This is a genomic window from Mycolicibacterium sp. 624 (assembly GCF_040548615.1).
GTDB lineage: Bacteria > Actinomycetota > Actinomycetes > Mycobacteriales > Mycobacteriaceae > Mycobacterium.
In genome coordinates, this window is sequence record NZ_JBEPRZ010000003.1 from 546,208 (window position 1) to 559,715 (window position 13,508).

At 63.6% G+C, this 13,508-nt stretch carries 10 protein-coding genes; 4 read left to right on the forward strand and 6 right to left on the reverse strand.

Going from position 1 to position 13,508, the window contains the following annotated elements:
- The first annotated feature begins 28 nt into the window (after positions 1-28).
- The 3 genes from ABIA65_RS15510 to ABIA65_RS15520 are packed head-to-tail and all read left to right on the forward strand — an operon-like array spanning position 29 to position 2,486.
- The gene (locus tag ABIA65_RS15510) at positions 29-961 is read left to right on the forward strand and encodes an efflux ABC transporter ATPase subunit, DrrA-related (protein ID WP_241399107.1); all 933 of its coding nucleotides are present in this window, start codon (positions 29-31) and stop codon (positions 959-961) included.
- Positions 958-1,695 carry an ABC transporter permease gene (locus ABIA65_RS15515; protein WP_241399108.1) on the forward strand — a complete coding sequence of 246 codons (738 nt, stop codon included), beginning with the start codon at positions 958-960 and terminating at the stop codon, positions 1,693-1,695. Before ABIA65_RS15510 ends, ABIA65_RS15515 begins: the two co-directional genes overlap by 4 nt.
- Positions 1,692-2,486 (forward strand): ABC-2 transporter permease, encoded by a 795-nt coding sequence (locus ABIA65_RS15520; RefSeq protein ID WP_241399109.1) that lies wholly within the window; start codon positions 1,692-1,694, stop codon positions 2,484-2,486. The genes ABIA65_RS15515 and ABIA65_RS15520 overlap by 4 nt, the downstream gene beginning before the upstream one ends.
- 42 nt (positions 2,487-2,528) lie before the next feature.
- Here ABIA65_RS15520 and ABIA65_RS15525 read toward each other — a convergent pair whose 3' ends face one another.
- The 5 genes from ABIA65_RS15525 to ABIA65_RS15545 form a co-directional block, all read right to left on the reverse strand.
- The gene (locus ABIA65_RS15525; protein WP_354524103.1) at positions 2,529-3,461 is read right to left on the reverse strand and encodes a glycosyltransferase family 2 protein; all 933 of its coding nucleotides are present in this window, start codon (positions 3,459-3,461) and stop codon (positions 2,529-2,531) included.
- Positions 3,462-3,505: 44 nt separating this feature from the next.
- A complete protein-coding gene (locus ABIA65_RS15530; RefSeq protein WP_241405677.1) occupies positions 3,506-4,828 on the reverse strand; it encodes a UDP-glucose dehydrogenase family protein in 1,323 nt (440 codons plus the stop codon).
- Positions 4,829-5,285: 457 nt separating this feature from the next.
- On the reverse strand, positions 5,286-5,975 hold the full coding sequence (locus ABIA65_RS15535; protein ID WP_241399111.1) for a methyltransferase domain-containing protein: 690 nt from the start codon (positions 5,973-5,975) through the stop codon (positions 5,286-5,288).
- 229 nt (positions 5,976-6,204) lie between these two features.
- Positions 6,205-7,119 carry a hypothetical protein gene (locus ABIA65_RS15540; protein WP_354524104.1) on the reverse strand — a complete coding sequence of 305 codons (915 nt, stop codon included), beginning with the start codon at positions 7,117-7,119 and terminating at the stop codon, positions 6,205-6,207.
- Between the two features lie 414 nt (positions 7,120-7,533).
- A complete protein-coding gene (locus tag ABIA65_RS15545; RefSeq protein ID WP_354524105.1) occupies positions 7,534-10,767 on the reverse strand; it encodes an MMPL/RND family transporter in 3,234 nt (1,077 codons plus the stop codon).
- A gap of 203 nt (positions 10,768-10,970) precedes the next feature.
- Here ABIA65_RS15545 and ABIA65_RS15550 point away from each other — a divergent pair, with 203 nt between their 5' ends.
- Positions 10,971-12,227, forward strand: coding sequence for a glycosyltransferase (locus ABIA65_RS15550; protein ID WP_354524231.1), 1,257 nt, complete (start codon positions 10,971-10,973; stop codon positions 12,225-12,227).
- A gap of 5 nt (positions 12,228-12,232) precedes the next feature.
- Here ABIA65_RS15550 and ABIA65_RS15555 read toward each other — a convergent pair whose 3' ends face one another.
- Complete coding sequence (locus ABIA65_RS15555) at positions 12,233-13,489, reverse strand: hypothetical protein (RefSeq protein WP_354524106.1); 1,257 nt, start codon at positions 13,487-13,489, stop codon at positions 12,233-12,235.
- Positions 13,490-13,508: the final 19 nt, after the last annotated feature.

Here is a 13,508-nt window from a genome sequence, read left to right on the forward strand (position 1 = left end):
CGCCCAACGCTCTGTATCGTGTGACTCCGTGATCGAGCTCATCAACGTCGCCAAGACATTCGGCCAGAGTGTTCCCGCGCTGCGCGACGTGAGCTTCTCGGTTCCTACCGGCTCGGTGTGTGCGTTGCTGGGACACAACGGGGCCGGCAAAACCACGACCGTGAACATCCTGTCGACGTTGATGCGGCCGACCTCCGGTCAGGCCATCGTGGCTGGCTACGACGTCGCTCGCCAGCCCACCCAGGTACGCCGCAATATCGGCGTGACCGGGCAGGACGCGGCACTCGATCTTCGGATGACCGGCCGGGAGAATCTGGTGTTCTTCGGCCGACTGCGCGGCCTGCGCCGCAGCGCGGCACGCAGCCGCGCCGAGGAGCTGATCCAGCAATTCGACATGGCCCATGCTGCCGACCGGCAAGTCAGCGGGTACTCGGGTGGTATGCGGCGGCGCATCGACATTGCGGTGTCCCTCGTGGTGCCGCCAAAGGTGCTGTTCCTCGATGAGCCCACCACCGGACTTGATCCCCGCAGCCGGCGCGACGTCTGGAATCTGGTGTCCTCCATGGCGGCTCAGGACATCACCGTCCTGTTGACGACCCAGTATCTGGAGGAGGCCGATATCCTCAGCGACTCCATCGTCATCCTCAACCACGGCCAGATCGTGGCGAGCGGTACCGCCGACGAACTAAAGCGCCAGACCGGTAGCAGCTACTGCCAGATGACCGCGCTGAATTCCGAGGATCTCCCGCGAATCGCGGCCGCGCTGGCCGACTTCCAAGAGGTCGAGGTGGACGCCGACACCAGCTCCGTCTCGGTACCCGCCCCGCAGGGTGTCGCGACGCTTTCCGAGGTGTTCCGGCGGATGGACGAACTCGGCGTCGAACTCCTCGACATATCGCTGCGCCGCCCGTCGCTCGATGAGGTGTTTCTGCATCTCACCACCCCGGTCACCTCGCAGTGACGGCATTTGCGCTCCTGACTGCCCGCACTGTGCAGCGCGGTCGGCTGGATCTCATCTTCGCCGTGGTGGTACCGATTATCGGGCTGGTCGGTCTGACGTTCCTGCTACGTGACGTCATCGCCACTGGCGAGATGAGCTACGCACAGTACGTTCTGCCCGCCATGGTCGTTCAGGCGATGTTGTTCGGTGCACTCACCACCACCGATCGGGCGGCCTGGGACAAGATCAGCGGACTCAGCTATCGGATGCGCACGTTGCCCATCTCGCCCTACACACCGCTGATGGCCCGCATGGCCTACTGCCTGATCCGCGGCGTGTTGGCGGTGGCCGCGTCGGTCCTGGGCGCGTATCTGTTCGGGTTTCGGGTGACCAGCGGATTCGGTTATGCCGCAGCCTTTGTCCTAATGGCGCTGACGCTGACCCTGGCACTGTCACTGGGCGCGGACGCGACTGGTAACAAGGCCGGACGGACCGAGGTGGCCAGCCAGTTGTTATTGGTCCCGCAGTTGCTCCTCGTCGTGTTGTCGACCGGGCTGGCACCTGTCGATGCATTTCCGGAGTGGCTGCATGGTTTCGTGCGCCACCAGCCGATCTCGCAGATCACCGAGACACTGCGCGGATTCACCATCGGCCACGTTGAGACGGGCAATGTCCTCACCAGCCTCGCGTGGTGTTTTGGACTGCTGCTGCTGTTCGGCACAATCGCCGTTCGACTTCAGGGACGGCCATCGTGAAGTCAACGTCACAACAGCAACATTCGCTCATCGCAGAGAGCTGGATCTTCGCAGGCCGGCTCTTCATTCAGTGGCGTCGGTACCCGATGGTTCCACTGCAGGCACTGATGTTTCCCGCCGGGCTGCTCATCATCTACGGCCTGCTGGTCGGCAAGTCGATGGTCCGCGTCACCGGTAACAGCGGGTTGGATCAGTTGATCCCGGTTTGCCTCCTGGCGGGCGCCATGGCCGGCGCCATCGGCGCGGGCCTCTCGGTGCCGTACGACCGGGACAGCGGTCTGCTCACCCGGCTGTGGATCATGCCGGTTCACCGGACGTCTCCGCTGGCCGGCGCACTACTGGCCGAGGCCGTGCGCACCTTCGCCGCATCGGCGCTCGTCGTGGCGATGGGCTACGCGATGGGTTTCCAGTTCGCGGGCGGCTGGATCGAGATGCTGGTCTATCTGCTGATCCCGGTCGTCGTCGTCGTCGTTTTCGCGACCATCGTGATAACCCTTGCGCTGCGCCCGCAGGGCCGGATCATCCTGATGTGGACCAACACAGCTGTTACGGGCCTGGCCTTTGCGACGCTCATCCCGTCTGAAAAGGTTCCGGCGCTGCTGCGCCCCCTCGCCGACTACCAGCCGGTCGCACCGGCGGCGGCGGCCATGCGCGCGCTGTCCTCCGGCGGCGAGGTGTGGCTGCCAATCCTGCTGACGGTGCTGTGGGCTGTTGTGATCGGCGCCCTGTTCGTGCCGGTCACCCTGCGCGGGTACCGGGCTGCGGTCGAAGGTGGCAAGGTCGACGGCTAGCCGTCAGGTCAGGTTGCCGGCTGACCACACATCCCGTGTCCCCTACACGGAGCCCGTATCGGGGACCACCTCGAACTTGGCCGGCATCGTGAACTCCGAGCGCTTCAACCACGCCGAAACGAAGCCGTATTGGAACGCCAGGCCAACCACTGCGTTGGCGGCCAGTTCGGCGGCCGGCCGCCGCAATTCGGCGCGCAGCGTTGCCCAGGCCTCGACCGGCGAGTGTCGTGGCGGCGAGTGCTCGCCGTCATTCTCGCTCTCGTTCTGGTGCGCCCAGCGCAGATATGCATTGCTGTGTCCGTAGCGCTTCCACTGGCTGCCCATGTCCCGCATCGAAGCTCGGGGCTCCCACTCCATCAGCACCCGCGTATCGGTCGCTATCGTGCCGAGCGACTGTTCCTGGATCCGCCAGCAGATATCGAGGTCGCCACCGCCGCGCATCGCCCTGAATCCGCCCACCTTCGCGAACGCGGTCCTGTCGATACCGAGATTGGCGGTGGGGTAATAGTCCGGTTTGGGCGGCACCATCCCGATCGTGGCCTTCATCGCCCCTCCCCCGCGGGGCAGCATGAATGGCTGCATCTTGGACGCCATGCGCGCGGCAAGGGTCGGCCCGGACACCGTGCGGACATTGGTGCAGGACAACGCGACTCCCGGTTGTCGCTGGAGTTCGCGATGCGCGTCGAGCAGACCCGGCAGTGGGCGGCAACGGCCGTCAATGAACAACAGAGTGTCGGCAGCGGATCTGCTGGCGGCGAGTTGCCGTGCGTAGTACGGACCTCGGCTGTTGGTCACGGTGACGACATTGGCGCCCAATGAACGCGCCACCGCTTCGGTCTCGTCGGTGGAGGCGTCGTTGACGACAGTGACCCGATCGCCATCGGCGAGTTGGTCGAGTAACGGCTGGAGCAGCTTCGGCAAGTGGTCGGCCATGTCCCGGACCGGAATGATTACCTCAATCGCCTGCCCCGCCATGAATCAACCTCCTCTGTAACCAAATCGACCGGACTGCCTGCGGATCAGACGTTGAGTCCGCCTCTGCCGAGGGTGTACACCTGCCACCCGGCGCCGGACCAGTACTCACGGTCGATCGCGTTCCGTGTGTCTAGCAGGCGTGGCTCCCTGACGACCGACCGGAAGGACACGGGGTCGATGCTGCAGTACTCATCCCATTCGGTGGCCAGCACAATCAGGTCCGCGTTGCGGCACGCGTCCGCGGCGCTGTCAAAGTAGCCGAGCGTCGGGAACCGTGCCTTGGCGTTCTCGATTGCCTTCGGGTCGTGGACGCGCACGTCGGCGCCCTTCAAATGCATTGCGGCAGCCACATTCAATGCCGGCGAATCACGAACGTCATCGCTGTTCGGTTTGAAGGCGGCGCCCAGGACGGCGATGCTCTTGCCGAGGAAGTCTCCACCGATGACTGCCCGCGCCACCGCGACAGCCTTCTCGCGCCGGCGGAGGTTGATCTTGTCGACCTCGTGCAGGAATCTGAGCGCATCTGAGGCACCCAGCTCGCCGGCTCTTGCGCTGAACGCGCGGATGTCCTTTGGCAGGCATCCCCCGCCGAAGCCCAGGCCCGCGTTGAGGAATCGCTTGCCGATGCGGTCGTCGTAGCCCAGCGCACGGCTGAGCATCGCCACGTCGGCGTCGACGATCTCGCAGACCTCCGCCATCGCATTGATGAACGAGATCTTGGTTGCCAGAAAGGCATTGGCAGCCACCTTCACCAACTCCGACGTCGGAAGGTCTGCTGTCAGGTGCGGGGTCCCGGCATCGATGATGGTGTCGTACACCTCCTGCAGGGTCTTCTCCGCATACTCGGAGGTGACACCGAACACCAGGCGATCGGGCTGGAGAGTGTCCTCGATCGCCTTTCCCTCTCTGAGGAACTCTGGATTCCACGCGACTTCCAGGCGATGTGGTGACGGCGCACTTGCCACCTCGGTGACGAGGCGCTGGGCGGTACCCACCGGAACCGTCGACTTCCCGACGATCAGTCCATCGCGATCCGCGTTGGCGGCTACCGACCGAAAAGCGCTGTCGACGTACTGGATATCGGCCGCATCAGAGCCTGCCAACTGCGGGGTTCCGACACAGACGAAGTGCACCGATGCACCGGACACCGCTTCTTGCACGGACTGGGTGAATCGGAGCCGACCGGTGCCGAGCACGTCGGCGAGCAGATCGTCGAACCCCGGTTCGTAAAACGGCGAGGTGCCTGCAGAAAGCGTGGCGATCTTCGACGCATCGGTGTCGTACGCGACGACCTCGTGCCCAATGTGCGCCATGCAGGCGGCGTGAACGGCGCCCAGGTAGCCCGTTCCAATCACGCTCATTCTCATGTGGCGCAACTCCAGGCTCTGCCCGTGGGGTTCGACCACGGAGGGGTCATTCGCGGGAGGGATCGAGAACTCGCAGCAGAGGCAACAGTCAAGGGGAGCCCGGGCACACTGCGGGCGATCGCGACGGGATCGACGCTGGCCTCACCCTTGATCATGGCGACGGTGTCACTCACGGCCGAGTCAAGTCTGCCCGCCAATGCACTCTCCCCTTCCCTGGTGTCTGCTGTGTGGCGACCCCACGCCACCGATGGCGAGTTTGCTGGAGACGCTGATTCGTCGTAGCTAAGTACATCACACCGCATCGCAACGCATTGATGTCGCCAGGCCGACGCACGGCTGACGTGATCCCCTCCCACCGGCGAACCCTATCCAACGGACACGGCCACAGCACGATAGCCACGCAGTGCGTTTCCACCACGCTGCCGATGCTGCCTATAGCGGGTTCCCGACCCCTGAGCTAGGTCCCCAGCTTCGAGAAGATGTAGAAGTTGGCAAAACTGGTGTTATCCGGATCCTTCCCGGAATACGGATAGCGGTTCTCGATCGTCTTCGTCAGTGCGAAATCCGCCTGGTTGGATTCCACCCACCGCGTGAACTTCCGGTGCCGAACGTGTGGGTTTGGCCAATCGGAATCGAAATCGCTCGCATAGACAATGACGTGCTTCCTGGCGGCGGCAAACAACTGCCGCATGTAGCCATCAAATGTCTCGTCCTCCACCAAGTGGTAGATCACATCAAGCGACAAAGCGAGATCGGCCCGATACTGGGCCGGCACCTCTGAGGTATGCAGAATCTCTACGGATTGATCGGCGGAGAATCTAGCTCGGGTCGCTTTGACAACGGTCTCAGACACGTCCACACCGATGTAGCTGGGATAATTCGCGAGCCGCAGTTGGGCACCGTCACCCACCCCGAACTCGATGACGTTGCCGATGCTGTTGGACGCTACAAAGTCGTTCAGCACTTCCGCCTTGAAGGCAGCCAACCGGTTGTAGGAACCTGCACCAGAATTCCCACCCGACCTGTACCGGTTCTCCCAGTAGTCGGCCGAATTGTCGAACTTAGGCCCACCGCCCAGCGAGGTCTTCAGCCTAACGAGGAGATTCCTGAATCCAGACCGCCCACCAGCCAATTCACTCTCGGCCACTCGCTATCCTCGTTTCTCATTAGCAGTAATAGGCCGCAGATTGCTTCCACCACAATATTTGGGCGAAGTGGGCTTTGGCTCGAACATTACCTCACGCTCCGCTTCTACCACCCTGTACCACAACACCTTTGAACATCGGAAATGGCGATTGGTCATAGTGAGGCGGAAATGAGTGTGCCCAACTATGCACAATCAAACGTTTGCCGTATTGAGCGGCAATCGCGGCAGCTCAGGGTGACACTGACTGCGACCTCGCCTCAGCGTTGACTAGCGGACCGGGGAACTGAACCTGCGCACTCTTACCAAGCCAGGCGTTCTCGGCCTTGTCTGCGATGGCATCGTTGGCTGTCCCCTTCCGATCCCAGAGTCCGCGACTGGCTGCGACCGGCATTTCCCACCAAAGAGCGGGTGTATCACGAACCTGCCGTATTGGGACGTCTGTCGCCACAGCTGCATAGTGCAACCAGAAGTCATCGGCCCGCGGACACACTCTCGTGAACTCGTCGCCGCGGTCCTTGAGCGTACGGAGCAATTGTGGTGGATAGGCAACCCCGGAGACGCCAGTAGCGAATACTCGCGGAGATGGCTCAGTGGTGGAGCAGACCGGCCACGTGCCGTACGGTCCTTCGCCCCGGATTCGGGCACGAAACGCGGTGACCTCGTTCGGTTGGTGCGCCGCAAGCAATTCCTCAAGCCACGTCGGCGGGTAGTAGGCGTCGTCGTCAACCGTTACCAGCGTGCTGTCGGGTTCCCGTTGGAGAATCTCCTGGACGTACGGAAAGTACTTCTTGTGAGGTCCGTAGTCGTGGCAGAGCCGGATCTCCAGCCCTCGCGCCTGTAAGCGTCTGAGAGATGCAGGCGGATCCGCCACCGTTTCGGCGTCATCGAGCCACAGGATCAGGCGACGCGGCCGAACCGTACCGCTTCCGATCGTCTCGATGGTTTTCCACACCGTGGCGATCCGTCTGCCATAAGTCGTCAATGACACGTTGGCGTCGCCGACGCCGACGATTGGCGCCTTCGACCGGTGATTTGTTAGCACGAGTCGCGGCCACAGCATCGCGAATTCGGCCAGAGCCCTGCACCGCCCGAAAAACGATGTCGGATACACGCCGGTGTTTAGCGTCACGTGCCCGGCCTCCATACCGCATATCGGTTGATGAAACACCAGCGACTGCTCTCCGCGTTAGCAGACCGGGTCGAACCGACGCGTTGTGAATGCGGGAACGACCGTGGTGGTGGCCGATTTTCGTCTCCGGACACCGGCCAACAATAGCGAACAGGCCAACCACTTGCAGTCCAGTTCAGGAGGACAGTTCCCCGAATTCCGGGACGCTATGAACCATTGCTTTCTAGCAAATAATGCATGGAAGACGTGCTCCACGGGTGCCACAATTGAATTGACTCAGTACCGTGGAAAATGCGCGCGGTAGCCACGTGATCGATCATCGTTTCTCACCAGCAGGCGCAGTTACGGCGAAGCCGGGCCGACAAGACTGGCGAGCTGATCCGCCGACACGCCAGGGCCGGCCGAGCCGCCGGATCGGTCCCGCGATCGCTAGCTGTCTTTATCGCCCCATGCCAGCGTCACCGTGCTGGCCGTACGCACCGCCGTCGCGTACCCGTTGTCGTCATCGAGGTCTTCCTCGAAGTCATCGGTGTCATCGGAGTCACGACGCTGCAGGATGGGGCCGGTGTCCTCGTCGCCATGGTCGTCGAACCACTCCGCGTCGGCCGCCTCGGCGGCCTTGCGTTCGGCTGCACTGCGCCGGACGGCCTCAAGCAGCTGCCTCGGTGTCTTCGACGGCCACCAGTTCTTGTCACCGGCGAGCACAGCCATAGCGGGCACGGTGATGGTGCGCACGATGAAGGTGTCCAGCAGCAGGCCCACGCCGATGACGAAGCCCATCTGAACCACCGTGGCGAGGCTGCTGACCGTCAACGCGAGCATCGAGGCCGCGAAGATCAGACCCGCCGACGTGATCACGCCACCCGTCGCGCCCACCGTCTTGATCACCGCCGAGGGCACACCGAGTTTCGCCTCGTCGCGTATTCGCGATATCAGCAAAAGATTGTAATCGGCCCCTACCGCGACCAGGACGAGAAATGCCATTCCCGCCACACTCCAGTAAATATCCTCGCCTAAGAGGACCTGGAAGAACAGAACTCCAAGACCCATTGCAGAGACAAAGGACAACACCACCGAGAGCATCAGATAGATCGGGGCGACAACCGCCCGCAGGATGAGCGCGAGAATCAGGAACACCACGACAAGAGTCATGACGATGATGTAGATCAGGTCTGCGTTGTAGTGGTTGCGGATGTCATTGTTGAACGCCGAGAACCCGACCATGCTGATCTGCGCATTGGCCAGACTGGTATTCGGCCGCGCGCTCTCCGCGGCGTCGATGATGTCATCGACCTGGTCCATCGCCTCCACGCCGAACGGGTTCAGCGCCGTCTGGACCAGATACCTGACCGTGTGGCCGTCCTCGGAGACGAACAGCTGGGCGGCCTTCTTGAACTCCTTCTGGTCGAGGATTTGCGGCGGAATGTAGAAACCGGACATAGCCGGGTCAGAGGCGTCGCGCTTCATCGCCAACAGGAAGCTGGACGCCTGATCGAGGCCGCCACCGATATTGCGGGTTTGATCCACGAGCAACTGCACGCCGTCGGCGAGCTGCTTGCTCGAATCGGCGAGCTTGTCCACGTTCGAGCGCAGTTCCCCGAGCTTGCGGTCGAGATCGGCCTCGTTCTCGATGCCCAGCGCCTGCAGTCCAGCGAGCGCCCGCTCGACGTTCAACCCGACCTTGCGGATCACGTTGTCGACACGGTCGGTGCCCTTGGTCTCCTTGAGGCCGCGGCTGAGCGCCTCCAGATAGGCGATGTCCGCCTCGTTGTAGCCCTCGACCCTGCGCTGCAGTTCTGCGCGGGACGCCACGCACGCGGGATCGATGTTGCACGCCACGCTGTTGTTCAGCACCAAGAGCATCGACTTCGATGAGCGATAGGCCTCTGTCACCTGCTCGAGGCTGCCTCCGAGCGAATCGCCAACGGTGTGCATGTTGGCGACGATGCCGGCTTCCTTTTCGAGTTGGTCAAAGGTGACGTCCTCGCCCATGGCCTCCTTGATCGCGATCAATCCGCTGACCACTTCGCGGATCGACCCCATCGAGCCAATCAGCTGCGTCCTGATCTGGTTGTGCACGTCGGCCATCTGATGTGCGCCGTTGGTCAACGCGTCGAGGTTGCTGTTGTTGCTCTCGATCAGGCCAGACGCGTCGCCCAGCTTGGTTCCCACCTCGCCGGCCTGGTAGGTCGACTTCGCCTCCTGCAGCATCTCGCCGGTCGGCCTGGTGATGCCACGCACGAGGTCGATTCCGGGCACCTGGCTGATTCGCTGCGCCATCTGCTCCAGATCGGCCAACGACTTGGGAGACCGTAGGTCCACGTCAGGCGCGTGCACCATGATGAACTGCTGCATCGTGGAACTGACCGGGAAGTGCTTGGTGAGCGCGTCGTAGCCCTGATTGCTCTCGGCATCTGCCGGCAGGTTCTGGCGGTCGTCGTAGTTGTACTTCACAAACGCGGCACACCCCGCCAACGCCAGCAACACTGCCAGGCTCCCGGCGAGATGGATCTTCGGTCGGCGCACGATGTGCACCGCAGACCTCCGCCAGAATCGCCCGGTGAGGTCCTTGCGGACCTTGACCCAGCCACGTCGCCCGGCGAGCACCATCAGCGAAGGCAGGATGGTCAGCGCCCCCAGGACCGCGATGGCGATGGTCACGGCCAGCGAGGGGCCCACGGTGAGGAACACGCCGAGCGAGGCGAAGGACAGCCCCATGAACGTCACCGCGACGGTCGCTGCGGACCCCGTGATCACCTCGCCGATCGTCGCGATCGAGGTGACCACGGCGTCGTCGGAGCTCATGCCGTTGCGCAGGCACTCCTGATATCGACTGAACAGGAACACCGCGTAGTCGACCCCTGCGCCCATCATCATGCCGGTCATCAGAATCATGGTCTGCGGACCCAGTGGTAGCCCGAGTTCGCCCATACCGGCGACGACCTGCTGCGCGACGGCCATCGAGATACCGATGGTGATCAACGGCATCAACATCGCCACGAGGTTGCGGTAGACGATGATCAGGATCGTCAGGATGGTGACGACCGTGGAGACCTCGATGATCAGCTGGTCACGAGCACCGATCTTGTTGAGATCTTCGAACGTCGCGGCCCCACCCACCACGTTGACGTCCAGCGTTGCGCCGGCCGTCGCCTCCTCGACCACCTTGATCGCGCTCCGGTACGCCCTCTGGCCCGTCCCGGTGCCCATGGTCCCGGCCAGGCTGATCGGGAGCGTCCAAGCCTTGCCGTCCTCGCTGGTCATCGCCTTGCGAAGTTCGGGGATGGCCACGAAGTTCTGAGTGGACTTCACATTGGTGGTGTCAGCGCCCAGCTGCTCCACCAGCCGTCGGTACACATCCTCGTCGGCCGAGTCCAGACCGTTCTCGTTCGACAACACGACGACGGCGACGTTGCCACCATCAGCCTCTTTGAACGCCGACTTCATCAGCGCGGTCGACGCCAGCATCTGCGAGCCCTCGGGCAGGAGCGGGGGCGGGTTCTTCTGCGCCACCACGGCCAGCGGGCTGATCAAGAGGAACAGCACGCCCGCCAGCGCCACCCAGAACGCGAGGATCGCGACGGGACGCCGAACCACGAAGCGTCCCAGCGCTTCGAAAATGCCATGCACCGAGACGCCACGGACGTCGGCGCGGCTGAACACCATGTGAGGTTACACCGGCCAGCAACCTTCGGGGCCTCTGTGTTTGCCGGTCGGGTGCAACCTGAGCAACGCGTAAAGTGCGTCACGTGCTGTAATCGTGTGTGCCTGCACCAAAAGCCGAGAGTTCGTCTGAAAACAATGACCTTTCATACCAATCGGCGAATTCGGCTGCGGTTGCCCCGCCGTCCACGGGAGAGGCGCCGCTGACGTTCGCGATCGCCGTCCACGGCACCAGGGGCGATGTCGAGCCCTGCGCAGCTGTCGCGCGGGAACTGTTGCGCCGAGGACACCAGGTGCGTATGGCGGTGCCACCCAATCTGCTCGACTTCGTCGCGGCGGCTGGCCTCGGAACTGCCGCAGAGTACGGCGTGGACTCCCAGAAACAGTTGGACGCAGACATCTTTCGGGACTGGTGGAAGCTCCAGAATCCGATGACAGTGGTGCGCCGTAGCCGCGAGTACGTCACCCAGGGCTGGGCCGAGATGAGTGAGACTCTGACGAGCCTGGCCACCGACGCCGACCTGATCCTTACGGGCACGACCTACCAGGAGGTCGCGGCCAACGTCGCAGAGGCGCAGCACATTCCGCTTGCGGCGCTGCACTACTTCCCCTGCCGTGTGAACAGCGAGATGCTGCCCGTTCGGCTACCCACACCGGTGCTGCACACCGGGTGGTCACTGGTCGAGTGGGTGCACTGGAAGGTTATGCGCAAGGCGGAGGATGACCAGCGACGCGTGCTTGGCCTGCCGCAGGCCAAGGTTCGCGCGATCCGGCGCATAGTCGAGGGCGGGGCGCTCGAGATCCAGGCCTACGACAAGGTGTTCTATCCCGGCCTGACCGAGGAGTGGCACGGCACCCGGCCGCTCGTCGGGTCGCTATCCCTGCAATTGCCCACGGCGGCCGACGACGAGTTGGCGGCCTGGATCGCAGCAGGCACGCCACCAATCTATTTCGGCTTCGGCAGCATGCCGGTCGACTCCCCCGCAGACGCCATCGCGATGATCACCTCGGTGTGCGCTGACCTCGGCGAGCGGGCCCTGATCAGCACCGGGGTGTGGGACGTCGATGACGTAGCAGCAAACGACCGCGTCAAACTGGTCGGCCCGGTAAACCACTCCACAGTCTTTCCGGCCTGCCGGGCGGTGGTCCACCACGGCGGTGCCGGCACGGTCGCCGCCAGTGTGCGATCCGGTGTTCCGACCGTGGTGCTGTGGGTCGGAGCCGACCAGCCGGTCTGGGCCTCGCGGATCAACCGTCTCAAGGTCGGTGTGGCCCAGCGCTTCTCGCGCACATCCAAACGATCACTGACGAAGGCGCTGCGCACCGCACTGACCCCGGAGTACCAGAAACGCGCACGCGAGGCCGCAGCACGGATGACGCCACCTGAGCAGAGCGCCGCGGCGACAGCCGATCTGCTCGAGGCGGCCGCCCGCCGAGGCCGGGTGGCCTCGACCGCCTAGCTCACCTAGATGATGGTTGCCTTGAGGTCGAAGTCGTCCAGGGTTGCCACCAGCTGATCGGCCAACCACTCGCGAGTATTCGCAGCGCCGACCTCGTAGCCGACGACACCGATCGACACCGTCCCCACGACCTCTCCGGCCACTACCACCAGTTGTCCCCCGACGCGCTCGAGCGCATTGCGCCACACGTTCTGGTCCGGGGGTCGGAACATTACATAGTCCGCATCGGTTCCGTCGGGGTGCGCGATCTCCGCAGGTACGACGCCGACGTTGGAACAGGAAACCGGCAGGTCACCGAAGACCAGATCGGCTGTGCGCCCGACCGCACGCCTCGGGACGTACGGCGTCACCGGCAGCAGGGCGTGCGTGTCGTCGGGCCCGTCACGAACCTCGCCGAGAGCCGTCCTGACCGCCGACCGCGTCGCCGTCAGATCGGTCGTCACCGACGCTGGGTCGACGGTTGCCGTCGCGATCTTCATCGCGTTCCCACGCCGATCCTCGACGCCTTCACGATCGCTTATCGCGATCAGCAGGGTCACCGAGCCGTCGTCGGGGCTGACCCGTCCCAGCCGTGTTCCCAGCAGTGACGAGATCCCGGCCAGCAGTGAATAGGTGTTTCCGCCAAGGCTCTTCGCGCGAGCGTCCCAGTCCGCCACGTCGATAATCGCCGACACCGCCGGAAGGACCACCTGGCAGTCGACCGCCTGGGTCGCAGGCGGCCGGGACGCACCCGACGACGAGATCTCGCCGCGGCGGCGATAGGCATACTTCACGGCGTGGACCACCGTGCGACCGAACTCCGGCAGGTCGCGAATCACCTGACGCGTGTCAGAAGCCAGTGCTGCCAACCTCTTTCGTGATTTCGGCAGCCGGTACCCGAAGTCGCTGGTGTTGCCGGTGACTGCCTCGGCCACGACACGCAGAGCTGCGCCACCGTCGAGCAGGCAGTGCGAGAACACCAGGGTGACGGCGTTCGTACCATCGCTCATCGGCAGCACTCCGAGATGCCAGCCTGGTCCCTGCACCGGGTCGACACGAACCTGTGAGCGTTCTTCGATCCAATCGCTGAGTTCGCTCGGTGGTCGGACGCCCGCGACGTCCAGTGGCGCCGCGGGACCGGTGGCGGCGACCCATCGGTGCCGTCCGAACGGCAGCACCGACCGCTCGATCAACCGTCCGGCAAACGCATAGCCGATATTGGCGTGAAAACGCCGCAAAGCCTCCATGTCGACCGGACGCTCGTAGACCCAGACAAACTGCATCACCTGGGAACGCCCCGTG